This window comes from Shewanella sp. HL-SH8 (genome assembly GCF_051165765.1).
GTDB classification, from domain to species: Bacteria; Pseudomonadota; Gammaproteobacteria; order Enterobacterales; family Shewanellaceae; genus Shewanella; species Shewanella glacialimarina.
This window is the reverse complement of record NZ_CP195039.1, coordinates 1,956,980-1,973,839: the sequence shown is the minus strand read 5'-3', so window position 1 is coordinate 1,973,839 and position 16,860 is coordinate 1,956,980. Positions and strand designations below refer to the sequence as shown.

15 protein-coding genes and 1 pseudogene are annotated in these 16,860 nt (G+C 42.1%); 13 read left to right on the top strand and 3 right to left on the bottom strand.

Going from position 1 to position 16,860, the window contains the following annotated elements; all coding sequences use genetic code 11:
- Positions 1 to 31: 31 nt before the first annotated feature.
- The 12 genes from ACRWQN_RS08785 (at position 32) to ACRWQN_RS08730 (ending at position 12,123) form a co-directional block, all read left to right on the top strand.
- Positions 32 to 535 (top strand): TlpA family protein disulfide reductase, encoded by a 504-nt coding sequence (locus ACRWQN_RS08785; RefSeq protein WP_434928852.1) that lies wholly within the window; start codon positions 32 to 34, stop codon positions 533 to 535.
- A gap of 4 nt (positions 536 to 539) precedes the next feature.
- Entirely contained in the window at positions 540 to 818 is a 279-nt protein-coding gene (locus ACRWQN_RS08780) for a DUF4266 domain-containing protein (protein WP_434928851.1), read from the top strand.
- Entirely contained in the window at positions 805 to 1,959 is a 1,155-nt protein-coding gene (locus ACRWQN_RS08775; RefSeq protein ID WP_434940484.1) for a DUF3570 domain-containing protein, read from the top strand. Before ACRWQN_RS08780 ends, ACRWQN_RS08775 begins: the two co-directional genes overlap by 14 nt.
- 121 nt (positions 1,960 to 2,080) lie before the next feature.
- Entirely contained in the window at positions 2,081 to 2,632 is a 552-nt protein-coding gene (locus ACRWQN_RS08770; RefSeq protein ID WP_434940483.1) for an AraC family transcriptional regulator, read from the top strand.
- A gap of 192 nt (positions 2,633 to 2,824) precedes the next feature.
- Entirely contained in the window at positions 2,825 to 4,846 is a 2,022-nt protein-coding gene (locus ACRWQN_RS08765; protein ID WP_434940482.1) for a tetratricopeptide repeat protein, read from the top strand.
- Positions 4,846 to 7,956, top strand: a complete 3,111-nt coding sequence (locus ACRWQN_RS08760; protein WP_434940481.1) for a tetratricopeptide repeat protein — start codon at positions 4,846 to 4,848, stop codon at positions 7,954 to 7,956. The genes ACRWQN_RS08765 and ACRWQN_RS08760 overlap by 1 nt, the downstream gene beginning before the upstream one ends.
- Positions 7,943 to 8,761 carry a tetratricopeptide repeat protein gene (locus ACRWQN_RS08755; protein ID WP_434940480.1) on the top strand — a complete coding sequence of 273 codons (819 nt, stop codon included), beginning with the start codon at positions 7,943 to 7,945 and terminating at the stop codon, positions 8,759 to 8,761. The genes ACRWQN_RS08760 and ACRWQN_RS08755 overlap by 14 nt, the downstream gene beginning before the upstream one ends.
- Positions 8,761 to 9,150 (top strand): hypothetical protein, encoded by a 390-nt coding sequence (locus ACRWQN_RS08750; RefSeq protein WP_434940479.1) that lies wholly within the window; start codon positions 8,761 to 8,763, stop codon positions 9,148 to 9,150. Before ACRWQN_RS08755 ends, ACRWQN_RS08750 begins: the two co-directional genes overlap by 1 nt.
- A 206-nt stretch (positions 9,151 to 9,356) precedes the next feature.
- The gene (locus tag ACRWQN_RS08745; RefSeq protein WP_434928843.1) at positions 9,357 to 10,010 is read left to right on the top strand and encodes a MotA/TolQ/ExbB proton channel family protein; all 654 of its coding nucleotides are present in this window, start codon (positions 9,357 to 9,359) and stop codon (positions 10,008 to 10,010) included.
- A 4-nt stretch (positions 10,011 to 10,014) separates the two neighbouring features.
- Positions 10,015 to 10,566, top strand: a complete 552-nt coding sequence (locus ACRWQN_RS08740) for a biopolymer transporter ExbD (RefSeq protein ID WP_434940478.1) — start codon at positions 10,015 to 10,017, stop codon at positions 10,564 to 10,566.
- Entirely contained in the window at positions 10,563 to 11,096 is a 534-nt protein-coding gene (locus ACRWQN_RS08735; protein ID WP_434928841.1) for an ExbD/TolR family protein, read from the top strand. Before ACRWQN_RS08740 ends, ACRWQN_RS08735 begins: the two co-directional genes overlap by 4 nt.
- Before the next feature lies 1 nt (position 11,097).
- Positions 11,098 to 12,123, top strand: a complete 1,026-nt coding sequence (locus ACRWQN_RS08730; protein WP_434940477.1) for an AgmX/PglI C-terminal domain-containing protein — start codon at positions 11,098 to 11,100, stop codon at positions 12,121 to 12,123.
- Between the two features lie 644 nt (positions 12,124 to 12,767).
- Here the strand turns inward: ACRWQN_RS08730 and ACRWQN_RS08725 are convergent.
- Both ACRWQN_RS08725 and ACRWQN_RS08720 read right to left on the bottom strand, forming a co-directional pair.
- Positions 12,768 to 13,205, bottom strand: coding sequence for an acyltransferase (locus tag ACRWQN_RS08725; RefSeq protein ID WP_434940476.1), 438 nt, complete (start codon positions 13,203 to 13,205; stop codon positions 12,768 to 12,770).
- A gap of 378 nt (positions 13,206 to 13,583) precedes the next feature.
- Positions 13,584 to 13,682 (bottom strand): annotated as a pseudogene (locus ACRWQN_RS08720) (transposase); the annotation flags it as partial.
- A 149-nt stretch (positions 13,683 to 13,831) separates the two neighbouring features.
- On the opposite strand from ACRWQN_RS08720, the gene ACRWQN_RS08715 reads away from it, so the two are divergent.
- Positions 13,832 to 14,719: an SPFH domain-containing protein gene (locus ACRWQN_RS08715; RefSeq protein WP_434928838.1), complete on the top strand. Its 888-nt coding sequence runs from the start codon at positions 13,832 to 13,834 to the stop codon at positions 14,717 to 14,719.
- 248 nt (positions 14,720 to 14,967) lie between these two features.
- Here ACRWQN_RS08715 and ACRWQN_RS08710 read toward each other — a convergent pair whose 3' ends face one another.
- Positions 14,968 to 16,785 carry a phage tail protein gene (locus tag ACRWQN_RS08710; RefSeq protein ID WP_434940475.1) on the bottom strand — a complete coding sequence of 606 codons (1,818 nt, stop codon included), beginning with the start codon at positions 16,783 to 16,785 and terminating at the stop codon, positions 14,968 to 14,970.
- Positions 16,786 to 16,860: the final 75 nt, after the last annotated feature.

Sequence of the window (16,860 nt, the reverse complement as noted above, 5' to 3'; positions counted from 1 at the left end):
ACAGCTAATAAAAATAAAAAAGGATTATCGAATGTTGTTGAACAAACTGGGATGTAAAAGCCTGCTGACCGCGTTGGCACTATTAATGTCCATTAACGCCCAAGCCTTAACAGTAGGCGACGCAGCACCTGATTTCACCTTGAAGAATATGCAAGGCAACAACCTCAATTTGGCCGAGCAACGCGGTGAAATCATTTTAATTAACTTTTGGGCATCCTGGTGTGGACCGTGCCGAAAAGAAATGCCGGTGCTGCAAAAACTACAAGACAAGTATCAAGATTTAGGTGTACAAGTCTGGGGCATTAACGTTGAGCAAGAAAACCAAGCAGGCAAAGACTTCTTAGCCGATTTGGATTTAAGCTTTTCAATCTTTTTTGATGAAACCAATGCCTTGTCAAAAAGCTACCAAGTAGAAGCGATGCCGACCACAGTGATGATTGATCGCGACGGTAAAGTGCGTCATATCTTTCGCGGCTATAAAGACGGTTATGAAAAAAAATATGCCGATGCGATTAAAAAGCTGATCAGAGAATAAATCGATGAACATTAAACGCATAACTGACCGACTCTCTGCGAGTAAGCGTCTAAACACAGTGATATCAGCCGCAGCTGTTCTTGGGTTACTCAGTTTAAGTGGCTGTTCAAGCTTAAACATTGAGCCCTGGGTTAAACCCTATGAAAGGCAAAACCTAGCGGATCCCATTATGCGTTTAAACCGCCATCCTAGTGCAAGTATGCACATGGCGCACGTGTTAGAGGGCCGCGAATCGGCCCGCGGCGCAGAAGGCACGGGAGGAGGAGGTTGTGGTTGTAACTAATCGATTAAATCCGTTATTACGCAAAAGCTTAGTTCTATTACTGAGCCTAGTTGGCTTTGTATCACATGCCGCCATTATTGACCCTGATAGAGTCGATGTGCTCTACCACAGTTATGAAGGGGGTGGGATGAAAATTGACGGTCCCTCTATTTTACTGCGAAAAAAAGCCTCTGAATCTGTTGCGGTTACCGCCTATTACTACCTTGACAGTATTTCATCAGCCTCTGTGGATGTGATCAGTACCGCCAGCCCTTATACAGAAGAGCGTAATGAAGGCCAATTAGGCATTGAGTATCTTCGCGATAAAACCATGATGTCGTTTAACATACGTCAAAGTGATGAAGATGATTATTTAGCTCAATCCTTTAGTGTCAATGTGTCGCAAGATACCTTTGGTGACTTAACTAATCTTAATATGGGCTTATCATTTGGCGATAACGAAATTCGACGCAACGGCGATGAATTATTTGAAGAGCAAAGCCAGCAATATCGTATTCGCGCAGGCATTAGCCAAATTATTACCCGCAATCTAACCACCAGTTTAAATGTCGAAGCCATTGCCGACAGCGGTTACCTTAACAACCCATACCGAACAGTGCGATATGTGGACAGCAGCATTCCATCAGGTGTGGGCTATCAAGCCGAGGTTTACCCCGAAACTCGCAACTCCTTTGCCGCAAAGTTAACGGCCAGTTACTTTTTACCCTATCGCGCAGCGTTATTTGCTCATTATCGCCACTTTACTGACAGTTGGGAAATTCAAGCCAGTGATGTTGAGTTAGGTTATCGCCATCCCATTGGTGATGATCTCGAGCTGGAATTTAAAGTGCGCTACTACCAACAAACCCAAGCTGAATTTTATAGCGACTTATTTCCCTATCGTGATGCGCAAAACTATATGGCACGCGACAAAGAACTGAGCGACTTTAGCGATATCACTTATGGATTAGGGGTAACCTACTTTTTACCCGCCTCATTATCCTTTGGTGAAACTCGTTCGGAAGCGACATTACAATGGGATTATATTGATTTTAATTATCAAAACTTTAGAGATCCAACCGCAGATGGCGGCGTAGGAAATGAGCCGTTTTACGGTTTTTCAGCCAATGTTATACGCGCTTTTGTCAGTGTCTATTTTTAGCGCTTGCGGTATTCGCAAAGTCGACCAGACATACACTATTGTAATTAACAATTTCGCTCAGTAAGCATATTGCATGTTAAGCGTCCCTATTAATCAAACGTAATAGCCAAGGCTTTTTGATATGACTCAATCTCACTTTTATCGTGTCGCGTTAACTCGCTTTTTTAGCGTATGTTTACTGGTTATAGGAATGGCAACACTGGCCACACAAGCCAATGCTGAAGAGTCGACCATAGCCACAGAACTTGAAAATATAAAAAGCCAAGTGCTTAAGCTCAACCGTGATTTATTTATTTTAGAAGAAGATTTACTGTTTCCTGCCAGCACTCAAATAGCGGTATTTGTGTCTGTCGATGTTGGCCGTTTTATGACCCTCGACAGTGTGGAACTGAAAATTAATGATGATAACGTCTCCGGCACCTTATATACCGAGCGCCAACGCAAAGCCTTAGAACAAGGTGGTATTCAACGGGTATATTTAGGCAACCTTAAAATGGGCAAACATCAGTTAACGGCTATTTTCACTGGTATCGATACTGAAGGCCGAACGGTGCAACGTGCTGTTAACCATAACTTTGAAAAGACCGACGAAACCATAATGATTGAACTAACACTAGAAGATAACCAGTCTAACTATCGCGCGGATGTCAAAGTAGAGCAATGGGTGTTGTAGTTGAAGTTTTTAGTAGGAATTTTATAACATGGTTTTTGTAAAAGAGGTTTCGCTATATGGACTTTACAACCAACAATGACTTTTAAACTAATGTTTTCAAAAAAAAATCTTAATTTGTCGGTCCATTTTTTTAGCTTGTCTGCGATAAAGTGTGCATGTGTCATGAGCTTTCTGTTGTTAACGCAGGTTTGCATGGCACAAAGTTATCTAGCCTCGCCATTGTCTGTCCAGTCAACTAAAGACAAATTAGAAGATAAACTATACCGCCAAGCACTGTATTTTTACTTTGCCGGTGATTACGCTGCTGCGCTAAGACAAATTAGTTTAAATGAGCAACGCCATCAGCTCATATCATTAAGAAGTGATTTATTCGAAGCCGGTTTGCAAATCAATATAGGCCTTCACAGTCAAGCTGCTGCAACCCTATTGTCTTTTGAACAGAACCAGAATAATAGCCATCAGCGCAAATCAAGTGATGAAAACGCACAACAAAAAACTAAATCATCAACCTCTCCTTCGGAGCTATTACTGATTGCCTTGTTACAGCTTAGTGAACAACAAGTGGAGCAAGGCGATAATCAAGCAGCACAGCAAACTCTTGCCAAAATACAGCTTGTACAAGCTGAATATGTCAACCAATACCAAGTATTAAATCAGCTGGCATATTGGCCTAATACACCGTTAATGTTGGCAAAACTGGCCGCCCCAGTCAAAGATGAATCAGTCTCGCAAAGCTTATCGGGTGCTTATATCGCCCTCAATAATGCGCTGCAATATATGCAGCAAAATGAGTTCCAATTAGCTGAGCCCATTTTAAGTCAATTAAAAAATCAGACCTGGTTGTCCGCGCAGCAAACTTTTTGGCAACTGCTGTTCAATCCATTTTCAAGTGATCAATATGACAGCCTTGATAGCCAGGGCAATGTTATAAATGATAAACGGCGCCAACAGCAGGCGGTTAACGATTACGCTAAATTATTACTGGCACAAATGTATGTTATGCAGCAGCAATATGATGCCGCATTTAAAGAATTAGCTGACTTTCCTCAGAACAGCCCTTACTCAGAGTCAGCACTGTATTTATTTGCTTTTGCAGCACAAAATGTCGGCGAATATGACACCGCATTTAATTTACTCGATTTAGTTCAGCAACAATATCCATACTCTCATCTGGGTTGGCAAGCTGCGCTATTAAGTGCCGCACAAGTCACCCAGCAACAAACGCTTGAACAAGGTATGGCACGTTATCAACAAGCCGAGCAATTGTATTTAGATCAAATCGCCGACTTAGCCACCTTTAAACAGACATTCTTAGCTGCAAGTGATGTCGCCAATTTTAGTTTAAGCCATAAAAAAACCAATTTAATTGGTAGCCCACAGGTCAACTCAGATGACAATTCACTTGAATTATTAACCCCGCCCTCGTTTACTACTCAATCAATGTGGTTAAAGAAAGCCCTACTAGACGCGCTTTTAGCGACAGATTATCAAACCGTATTAACCCTCGATTTATTAAATGCCAATTTAAGAAGTCAGCGCAGCAAAAGTGATTGGTTAAAACAGACATTAGCGTTAAATAAGCAACGTCAACGCAGCGTGATTGAAAGACAACAGCAAACGCCTTATGCCGCATTAATTACACAGTTGAAGCAGCAAAAGCAAAGTGTAGCTAACATTATAACCGCTGCAAAAAATCAGCAAAATGGCCGAGCATTTGCTACCCAACTCGAGCAACAATGGTTACAGCGTATTGAGCAAAGCCAACTCAGCATTAATAAGTTGTCTGGCCAACGCGATATGAGCGATTATCAGCAGCGACTCACTAAAGTATCTGGGGTATTACACTGGCAATTACAGCGGAACTTTGCCGACAGACTATGGCAACACCAAAAAAGCCTGCAACAACTCGATCAGCAACTCAATGCGCTTGAGGCACAATCACAGCGATTTAATGCATTGTCTGCTTCGCAACGGGTTTACTCTGATTTTGATAGTCGTCAACAAATGAATGAAGCAGAAATTAACAAGTTAACCCTAGCTATTAAGCAGCTGCGTCTTAAAACCAGTGATGACATTCGTCAAAAAGTGACTGTATTTGTGGATCAACAACAGCAACAGTTAAAAAGGTTATTACTCACCACTCGTCATGAAATGGCGGCAATATTAGAACAAATGGCACAAGCTGACACCTTGCCGATGCAGAGAGCTCAATAATGTCGATTCATCACGTCAGTTCTAAAACAACCTACAGCACTAATGTCAGCGTCGCGATGTTGTTTATCGCTGGTGTTATGCTTGCTGGTTGTAGCAATACATCAGATGAACAACCGAGCAATATTAACCGCCCGACCCTGACTGATCTCGCTAAAAAACGCACCGCATCGTCAGTTGAGCCAATAACGATGAGCAAAGCGGAGCGCAGCAGAAAACTGGCACAAATATATCAACAGCTATTATCAATTGAACCGGATCCTGAAATTAGAACTCACGTTGAATATCGCCTAGTACAAATTAATACCGAGTCATTTGAAACACAGTCTTATGGCGGTGATGATGACGGTTTAATTGAACCAAATCAAAATGTGCAAGCTGAAGATGCTGCGGTATTGGCACAGTTAAAACAAGACGATATTGCCCTGCAGAAACTGATCACAGATTACCAGGATTTATTGCAGCGCTACCCAAATCGACCTGAAAATGAACATCTACAATACCAGCTAGCCAAAGCACTCGACTTGCAAGGCCAACTGAAACCTAGCTTAGTTGAAATGGAGTCATTGCTGCGCAGTTACCCACAAACTCAATACCTTGCTGAGCTAAACTTTAGACGCGGTGAGATTTACTATAATCTGCAAAATTACCCAGCGGCGATTCAAGCTTATTACCAGGTGTTACAAGCTGACAATAACCAAAAATACAAAATAAATAGCCTGTATATGTCCGGGTGGTCACAATTCAAACTCAATAGACTGCCTGAAGCAGACAAGGCTTTTTTAAAAGTGTTTGAAGCCATTGTGGCAGCAGATGAAAACCAACATAAACTCGTTCCAGACAACTTCTCTTTTGATAAGCTTGGCCAGCGGGCACAAAATTTAGCTATCGATACCCAAAGGGTACTCAGCATTTCATTAAGTCAGCAAGGGCAGTCTGAGTCACTGGTTCAACTGGTTAAAAGCAATGGTTCTTTACCTAACCTGGCCCTCTATCAACATGTGTTATTTGATAATTTAGCGCAGTTTTTGCTGAAAAAAGAACTGACCTATGATGCAGAGCTAACCTATAAAGCCTACATTGATTTAGCCAAAGACAACATTTGGTCAACCCGCTTCTCTTTGTCTTTACTGGACTTATATCAAAGCCAGGGCAAGTTTGCTTCAATGCATGAACTCAAAGAACAGTTTGTTAATCAATATGGCTTAAACAGTGGTTTTTGGGCTGCGGCTTCACCCGCGCAGCAAACTGAACTGCTGCCTAACTTATTATCATTTAGTGATGAGCACAGTCGCCGCACTTATGCCTACGCGCAATCTTTGCAAGGCAATGCGCGCGTGGGGGCATTTTCACAAGCCGCTATCGCGTTAAAAGTGTATTTAAATCATGCATCATTGCCGCAAGCGTCGGCACTATTGACCAAAGATATCGTTACTGACCAATACCTTTTTGCCGATGCCAATTTTGAAGCAAAGCAATATCAGCAAGCATTAAATAGTTATCAACAAATTGCATATCCTGCTGATACGCTAAAGAATACTGCGAAACCACCACAGACTGCCGAACTAGCCAAAATTCAATTACAATCGGCATATGCAACCACCATTACCATTCGTGAAATACTCAAGGCCTATCCACATGATACCCAGGCAGACAACACTGAGTATCAGGCATTAATGCAAAAACGTAATCAATTAGATAAAGACTTTATTCGCCACTACCCGCAGGATGAACGCGCCCTGCAAATTGCTACTAATGCCGCTCAGTATTCATTTGAGGCTCAGGATTATGTGGCTTTAACACAATTCACCAATTTTGTATTACTGACTCACGGGGTGATTAACCAAAACAGTCAACAACAAGCTGTTTATCTAAACGTTAACAATGCGAACCAGCTATCGCCAAGTGCATTAAAGCAAGTGCAATTTGTTAGCCAGCTCTACGCTAATAGCTTATATCAACAAGGGCTTTATGCCCCTGCGGAACAAGGTTACTTACTGGCATTAGAATACGCTGACAGGAAAGCTACCACCTGGCTGGAAATGCGCAACCTCTTAGCCTCTTGTATTTATTTTCAAGCTCAAGCACTAAAGCTAACCCAACCAGATTTAGCTGTTGCGCAACTGCTGCGAGTTGGCCTGGTTGTGCCTGAATCAACTTATGCGGTGAATGCGGAATTTGATGCTGCTAATTTATTGCTTGAGCAACAACGCTGGCAAGAAGCCGTGGTGGTGTTAAAACCCTTTAAACTCCGTTATCCTAATCATCAATTTAGCGCTGCCATACCGGCTAAATTGGCTCAGTCCTTTGAGGCGTTAGGCCAATGGGAATTAGCCGCTGAACAACTACTCATTATTGTTGATAATGAAGACTCTCTATCGTTAAAGCGTGAAGCGCAGTACACAGCAGCCGAGTATTACCTTAAAGCAGATAATACGGCCAAAGCACTGACTACCTTTAGACGTTACGCCAAAACTTACCCAGAGCCCTTTGATGTGGCGCAGGAAGCTCGCTTCAAAATGAGTGAGTTTTATCGGGCTAACGGCGAGCAAACTAAACAGTTTTATTGGTTTAAACAAATATTAAGTTTTCATCAAAAACAAGCACAGTCATCGCCACAAGACATTCAAATGCGTCAATTTGAACTAGCTTCTTTATCTGCTTTGGGTTTAGGTGAGGCGGAGCAACAAACTTTTATGACTATTAAGCTTAATGTGCCATTGCAGAAAAGCTTAAAGCGTAAGCAAGACGCGATGAAAAAAGCCATTGGTTATTATCAACAGGTATTAGATTTCCAATTGGCTAAGTATGTTCCCCATACCACTTTTAACTTGGCTGAAATGTACCGTCAATTGGCCCAAGATATGATGCAGTCACAACGCCCAGCAGATTTAGATGAGCTGGCATTAGAAGAATACGATATTTTACTGGAAGAGTTAGCCTATCCATTTGAAGAAAAAGCCATTGAGATACATGTCAGTAATACTGAGCGGGCTTGGCAAAATATTTATGACCAATGGGTCGGTAAAAGCTTCAATAAACTTGCAGAAATCGCCCCGGCGCTTTATCAAAAACAAGAATTAACCCACGAGGTGATCGATGCAGTTCATTAATCAAACTAGGGCATCCACATCAAATATACCTAAGAAATTAGTGGTTATAGTCGTCATGATTATTGGGCTGCAAAGCTGCGCATCAGCGCCAGATTCTGTTAGCAGTAACACTGACAAGGGCTCATTAGGCAGTTTAGGTAAAGACATTGTTGCCATGGTAGACATGCAGTCATCGAGGGGAAATGATAGCAACAGTAATAGCATTTCCAATAGCACACAAAATCGCTACCTTGAGCAAGCCGACATAAAGTTAGCCAATGTGCCTAAAAGTGTCATCAGCCAATATCAGCAGGCGATTGAATTGATGCGCCGCCAACAGTGGCAAGCCGCTGATAATCTATTTGATAACGTCATTGCTGCACAGCCACAATTATCAGGCGCTTATGTCAATAAAGCGCTCAGTGCATTGCAGCAAGACAATATTGCTGCAGCAAATTCATTATTGGATAAAGCCATACGGGTTAACACAGATAACCCTTACGCCCATCAAATTAAGGCTGGCTTACTGCGTAACCAGGGCCAGTATGAACAAGCTGAACAGCATTACCGTAACGCACTGGCTATTTGGCCTCGATACCCTGAAGCACAAGTCAATTTAGCCATTTTACTTGAGTTATATCGTGGCCAGTATGCAGAGGCTAGACAATACTATTTAGCTTATTTGGCCAATCAACCTGATAACCAACAAGCCAAACGTTGGTTAGCCGGTGTTGAGATTAAAATGCAGCGCGCAGGACTGACAATACCTGCAGAAACACCAAAAGATACAGAACAATATGTTCCACAGTCAAAGGAAGCAGAATAATGAAACATGTACTTTTATTGCTGCTTTTACTATGGATAATGACTTTCTCTGCTAGCGCGATGGCGATTGACGAAATCGGTACCAATGCTCAAACCAGGGCAACAAAACCAGAGATTGCCAAAGCCGCGGAATCAAAGCGCACTGAGCCAACACAAAAAACAACCGCTGCCAGAGCCAACAAGTCAGTATTAATTGAAAGTAGGGTCACTGGCTCGCAAGAACAACCCAAGGTGCTTTACATCATGCCGTGGCAAGGAATAACCAATCCAATTAGTGTAGATAATAACGACATGAAATTTGCACTACCCCAGTTTAAACCGATACATCCTAAAGTTTTTCAGCAGCAAATAAGAGATTTTTCTGCGCCAATAGGAACCGTTGAACAATAGCACTTCGGATAGCCAAAATGCGTTTTAGTGACGGAGTAATAAATCAGCAAATTAAAAAATAAATTTGAATAACAAACCACAAACAACCGAGTATCAAGCATAAACCAGCCAAAGTAAGTCCTACTTATTTGGTCATAATAAATAAAAAACCGAACAAATGCCGCCACAAATGCACGAGTTCACTTTACAATAACAAGGAATATCACATGAATTTCATGGACCATATAATCGCTTTTTTACAAAATGGCGGCCCGTTTATTTACCCGATTGCATTAGTATTAGTGGTAGGGTTAGCGATCACTATCGAACGCTGGTTATATTTAAGCTCGGCTCATCGCACTAATCAAAAAGCGTTTTCTTTGATTAAAAATGCATTAAAAACCGGTGATATCGCCTCAATTAGTCAACATGCTCAAAACCATAAAGCGCCAGTATTTGACGTATTGCAGTCAGGCATCGCCCGTATTTCAAGTGCCAGTCGCCGTGAAGATGTTGAATATGCCATGGAAGAAACTGTGATGGAATACATGTTGCGCCTTGAAAAACGCACTCCATTTATCGCCACCTTAGCGAACATTGCTACCCTGCTAGGTCTACTGGGTACCATTATGGGTTTAATTGCTGCATTCTCGGCCGTAGCCAGCGCAGACCCAGCAGAAAAAGCTAACTTACTCTCACAAAGTATTTCGGTTGCGATGAACACTACCGCATTTGGGTTGATAACGGCTATTCCATTAATTCTATTCCACTCTAGTCTGCAAACTAAAACAGCGACTATCGTTGATTCTATCGAAATGGCGGGGATCAAATTATTGAACTCACTGTCATTTAATAAGCAAACGGATAACAACCGAGGCTAATGATATGAGACGCCGTCGTCGCCACAATGCCCAAGATGCAGAACTAGACATCACATCATTTATGAATTTAATGATTGTATTAGTGCCTGTGCTACTGCTGAGTTTGGTGTTTTCTCAAGTGCGTATTTTGAATTTGCAGCTACCTATATTATCTGAAGCAGAGCAAGCACAAGATGACCAAGAACCCAAAATATTAGAACTGGTAATAACACCAAAACGCTTCGAACTTAACTACCCTGCCGGCATGCTGCTTAAACGCTTCGACATTGACGAACAAGGATATGACTTTGCTGCGTTATCGATTTATTTGCAGGACTTAAAACTGACCTTTCAGCAACAAGAAATTGATAAGAATGACATTGTACTATTGCTAGACCCTGCGGTGGATTATCAAACCATCGTATCGGCAATGGATACTGTGCGTTCATATAAAGCCGTTGTTGTGGCAAATTTAGTTGATGCGGAATTGTTCCCGATGATCTCATTAGGTGATGCACCTGAAGAAACCGACTCTGCCGAGCCTGTGACTGCGCAGCCTCAAGGAGAGCAGCTATGATGAAACAATCACCCAGAGCGAAACGTATTGCCAAGCATCACAAACGCTTTAATTCCGGCGGTAAGCTAAACCTTGTCGCGCTAATGGATATTTTCACCATTTTGGTTTTTTTCTTAATTGTGAATCAATCTGAAGTACGTGTGCTGCAAAGCGTAGATAAAATTAAGCTGCCGGTGTCTATCGCAGAAGAATTACCAGTAGAAAATCTGGTCATTACAGTGCTTGAAGATACCGTGCTAGTGCAGGAACGGGCAATTTGGCAGAAAGCTGCTGATGGCATTGGCTTAACTGAACAAGAAAATCCGTTGTTTATCGAAGCACTGACCAAAGAGCTTAATTACCAAGCCAGCAAACGGCTAGAGCTAACCGAAACAGAGCAAGAAAAAGGTCGTGCAGTCACTATTATTGGAGATGCTTCAACCCCTTATGTGGTGCTGAAGCAAATTATGTCGGCCTGTGCAGATACAGGTTATCGTAATATGTCTTTGGCAGTAGAGCAGCAAGCCAAAAAAGCAAATGGTGAGGGCTAATATGACAGCAAGCTCATCGAATGCAAGCCTCGCAGATAAAGGCAATCTGAATAGCCACATGAATGATGATTTCAATAATTTAGGTGACTTATTTAAACCCAGTCGCCAGGATAAACTATTTAAACTGATTTTATCGCTACTGTTGGTGGTCTACCTGATTTTCGGGATCATTGTGCCTTTGCTTGATCAGGTAGAAATCCCCCGTGAAATAAAAGAGCAAGTGCCGCCACAATTGGCGAAAATAATGCTCAAAGAAAAACAGCTTCCACCACCGGAACAACCAAAAGAATTACCTCCGGAACCTGAACCGCCTAAAGAGGAAATTAAAGACCAACCCATTCAAACGGTGCCTGATGAGCCTATTTTAAAACCAGTAGTACAACCAACAGTAATCACACCGAAAACCAGCCGTGAAGTGGCCAAAGAAAAAGCCAAAATCTCAGGGTTAGCGGCCATGAAAGATGAGTTATTCTCAATGCGAGAAGCGTTTGATATCAAACCAACCGCGCAGAGTACGCTTGAGAAAACCACCGCACAAGAGGTAAAAGTTAAACGTGAAATGCTAGCAGGCGCCGCCAATAAGCAAAGTGATAACTTATCCACCTCAACCATCAGTAAACCTGTTGCGTCCGGTGCATTAAGTGCTAATAGCACTCAGCAAATTCGTTTAGCTGAAGAAGAGGTTTTAGCATCTCAAGGCGCTATTGCAGAAAAAGCCAGCCAAGCGTCCACAGGAGGGCAACGTTCAGAAGCCGCACTTCGCCGCACCTTAGAAGCGAATAAAGCCCGACTTTATGCGCTATATAATCGTGCTTTAAGAAAGGATCCATTTTTAAAAGGCAAAGTGATGTTTGAGATTGTTATTCAGCCTAACGGCAGTATTAGTCGAGTAGAGATTAAATCAAGCGAGTTGAATAACGCTAAGTTAGAACGCCAATTAACCTTGGTATTGCGCTCAATATCCTTCCCTGCGGAAGATGTTGCGGTTATGACCACCATTTGGGCAATTGATTTTTTACCGAGTTAGCGGGTTTTAAACAAGTAACAAAGTAAAAAAGCAGTTAATGAGTCCACCTCACTAGCTGCTTTTTTATTTGTCGTTGAATTCAAATATGGGTCATTAATCATAGGCTTTTAATGACTCAACGTAACAGCAAGATGCTGGAGTAAGGGTGCTGACAGGGGCGTATCCCTATAATGCCAAAATAACAGGCTTAAAATTGTTTGTTAAAATTTTGAGATACTAAAAAGAAAAAACTGCTTTAAGTCCTAGTTTATTTGCTTAGTTGGACGCGGCTTCGCGCGGCCTATCCTTAGGTATTTAGCTAATACTCAACTGTTCAAATTTTACATTTTGCTCTAGCTGAGATGTACTAAAATAATCACCCAAGTTATTGGTAAGACGATTAAGCCAGTTTTTACCATAATCAAGTTTATTAATTTCACATGCTTGAGCACTTAACTTAATATAATTTTGTAGAGAGTTTCGGTATTGATTAGCTACAATCTAAAGGTGTTTTGTATTACTCTCAATTGCCTGTTTGATAGATAATAATTCAAGTTCAGCCTATACAATTTTTGATGATGGCATAGCCTTAATAAACAAACGTGACCAGTTTTAAAAATTCTGTATCGCACTCAACTTTCTCCAGAGAGTGCCTCAACGCCTAATTAGACATACTGACGAGTTAAAACTAAGCATACCGCTATGATTGATATGTTTATTAATACTCGAACAAGCCAATGATGCTCACTGTATGAAACACCAAATGTCTTTGTCACTAAAACCATAAAACTCATTAAGATAAACCAGGGTGTAAAATAGAACGTAAACTCCCACTTTACCAAAGATACCGCCAAATCGTGTAATGCACCACTAACAGCGAAAGTCAAAATAATTGCTAACCACATAGGAAGTAAATCGCTCAATGGTTTCATTATTTTGCGAGAAAGATAGTAACCCCATATTGGATTCCAATACTGCCAAAATAAATAGAATGAACTTGCACCTAACGAACGTTTGAGCATATTAGTCATTGACCCAGGTGCACCAAGTGCTACGCCATTACGCTTTTTTACATACTCTGATAATGTAATAGATCTATGCATGCTGACCCTGTATGCCTAACAAGCCTGTGGAATTACTCGTTTTACATTTATTTTATTAATTAACAAACGATATCTGAGTTTCTATTTTGATTCAATTATTTAGTCTGGCGGTTTTTTATATTTTAAATAGCGGTCTTGTGAAGGGTTTTCGCGGTATAGGTGAAGCTTTAGGTTAAAAGGGCTCTAGCCTACCCAGAGAAAGCGTAGAAATGCCACCCATGATGTTGAAGTCATAACATAACGTCTTTCGTTTTAGTGACTAACACTGTCTCTCAATTCCGCAAAATGGCTCAGAAACTAAATTCAACACAGCAGAAAAGCGTGATATCAATCAAATATAAAAAGGATGGTTATTGGGGATAAGATTAAAAAGAATACATAAGCACAAGTATCGATGGCAAAGATGGTAGCCAATTCAAGAATACGGGCATAGACCCACTCTCGTCGATGCTCAAAGTTTTCACCTGTTGAGTTATCAAACCGCACCCGAACAATAGTGACAACTTTCTATCATCGATATTTTTGTTGCTTACTGCCACTGGGATAGATAATCTCTTTGATTCAAGCTGTTAAGTTTAAACTCTTTTATATCGACTCATACTTAAAATAAACGCAAAGGATGCAAAATGTTAAATAATGAAGTAAAGCTTTCCTCAGTACTTACCGCCGCTAAAGTGATCCCCCTTGTTGTGCTAATTACTGTGTTAACAGCCTTATTTGGTAGTTGGTATACGGTCGACCAAGGTGAGCGTGGTGTGATATTACGGAACGGTAAAATTATTGGTACCGCAGAGCCTGGCTTAGGTTTTAAGATGCCGATGATTGACAGTGTGGTAAAAATATCAACTCAAACTCACACCACAAGTTATCAAGCTTTGCAGGCTTATAGTCGTGATCAGCAGCCAGCAACTCTGCGCGCTTCAGTGACTTTTAGTATTCCGCCAGATCAGGTTGAAGCTGTTTACGCCAACTTTAAAGGCATCGATTCTTTAGTCGCTCGTTTGTTAGATCGCCAAGTGCCGACACAAGTTGAAAACATTTTTGGTAAATACACTGCAATTTCAGTGGTGCAAGAGCGTATTAAATTCGGTATTGATGTCACTGAAGCTATTAAAAAGTCGATTAAAGGGCCGGTAGAAATAACTTCAGTTCAAATTGAAAATATCGACTTCTCTAATGCTTACGAAAAATCTGTTGAAGACAGAATGCGCGCTGAAGTCGAAGTACAAACTCAGCTACAAAATTTAGAAAAAGAGCGTGTAAGTGCTCAAATTGCAGTAACACAGGCGCAAGCAGAGGCTGACTCACAATTGGCTCGCGCAAAAGCAGAAGCGGAAAGTATTCGAATTAAAGGTATCGCAGAAGCGACAGCGATTAAGAGCCGCGCTGAAGCATTAGCTCAAAACCAAAACTTGGTTGAACTGACCAAAGCGGAACGTTGGGATGGCAAGCTACCAACAACCATGTTGCCAATGGGCACATTACCGTTTATTGACGCTGTAAAAACCAAATAATAAAGTGGAGGAGCAGGAGCACAATGCCTAATTTTTTGCCACTCCAGCGCGTTAACAAAACCCTTCAATAATTTAATCAATGTGGTCAATCATGGTTGGCCACATTGATGCTCAATACACTCGCTCAAAAAACAACATAGCCATATATGGCTACGTTGTTTTGATGTTGTTTTTCCAAGAACGTCGCCAATTTTTATTTGGGTTGAGTGTATGCCACTTTTTAACGGTTGATGCTATCAGGTTAAAACCTATTGCTGGCCCTCATAAACAAGAGTTATTTCTTCCATAACCCTGCCATTGTCATCGGTAAACACTGCGAGTTTACTAGGCCAGGCATGCATTAGGTTCCATTCAGTAGTAACCCGACCGGTTATCGGCTCAATCATGCGCAGGCTTACATTGCTTCTGGCAGCATCCACGTCCCCGTTTACTACCTGTGCATTCCAGGCATCCAAATCAATGTTATTGACCAGCTCTCGACGCAGCACAAGGTTGTTAAATTTCAGTCTTCCCGGGGTTTTGCTAACAGTCTCAACTCCATTAACATCAAAAAGTCTAGTTTCCACTATTTCGGTTTCATTGGATAAAGCAGGTGCGCCGATAAAGCTAGCCATTAGTTCATTGTTTCTCCACAGTTGCATGGTTGCGCCTTCTGTTGATACAGCCCTCTCGCTGCGAGTAGCAATTCTGCTGACTGATTCTGTTACTATGGTAATTTCTTCGATTGGCGTGCCATTTTGTGAGGGATACAAGTTAATGCTTGAAGGCCAGGTATTTGTTAATTCCCAAGTTGCAATGAGCGAAAAACTTTCGTCTAACAGATCAATGGTGACGGCTAGAGGTGTTTCATTGCCGTTGGCAATCTGATTACGCCAGGCTTGGATAGATAGGTCACGGCCTGCATCACGCCTAAGAACCAGATCATGCAATCTTACCTGGCCAGGAAGCTTCAATACAATTTCATTGCCGTTGCCATCGACAACCTTGTGATCAATAGTAACTGTTTCTGTAACTAACTCACTGATTGGATCAAAAAAGAAATCACCGATACCTTCGATGCTAGCTCGAAAATGCCTTTTCGCCGCCACTGGCGACCTTATTGCCGAAGTGCCATTACACACATAGTGGGTGCCTGACGCAGAGGTCAGTTCAACCCCTCCCTGAGGGCAATTGGTACTGGAGATGGCTAAAGGGGTAATTGCGACGGATTCACCATTAGTGCCTGCTAAACCATCTGCTCCTTTCACACCGACCGAACCTTGAGGACCTTGTGGGCCTATTGCCCCAGTTGTTCCAGAAATACCTTGCTCACCTTTAATACCGGTCGGGCCCTGTGGACCTGATGGACCTGTTAATCCTATCGCGCCAGGAATTCCCTGCTCACCTTGAATCCCGACTAGTCCTTGTGGACCCTCTGCACCAACCGCTCCAGGAATACCCTGTTCGCCATTCACGCCAGCTGGACCTTGTGGGCCTATTACACCAGTTGTTCCGGCAATACCTTGCTCGCCTTTAATACCGGTAGGTCCCTGTGGACCTAATGGACCCGTTAATCCTATCGCACCAGGAATTCCCTGCTCACCTTGAATCCCGACTAGTCCTTGTGGACCCTCTGCACCAACCGCTCCAGGAATACCCTGTTCGCCATTCACGCCAGCTGGACCTTGTGGGCCTATTGCACCAGTTGTTCCAGCAATACCTTGCTCGCCATTAGCGCCAGTTATACCCTGTGGGCCGAGTGGGCCTGTTGCTCCAGTTAATCCTGGAATACCTTGTAAACCTGGAAGCCCCTGGAGACCTGGTAATCCCTGTGAACCTGGTAATCCCTGAAAACCTTGAGGGCCTGCCGGTCCTGGTATACCAACCCAGGAGTCGACCTGCTCTGACAGGTCGTCCACCGCAGTTTTTACATCGTTAAAATTTTGATTCATGTCTGCAGCTTTAGCTGGCTCACCAGCAACAAAAGTATGAGTAACTTTAAGTGGTGTATCAGCCATCGCCAAGCTGGTGTTTAATACTGACAATACACTTAATAAAAACGTTATACGGCTTATTTTATTGCCCATAATTAATACCCTGTTTACTTACTATTGTGGTTCAATCTCGTTCAATGTTATTCGCTCTAGAACAGTGTAATTCTG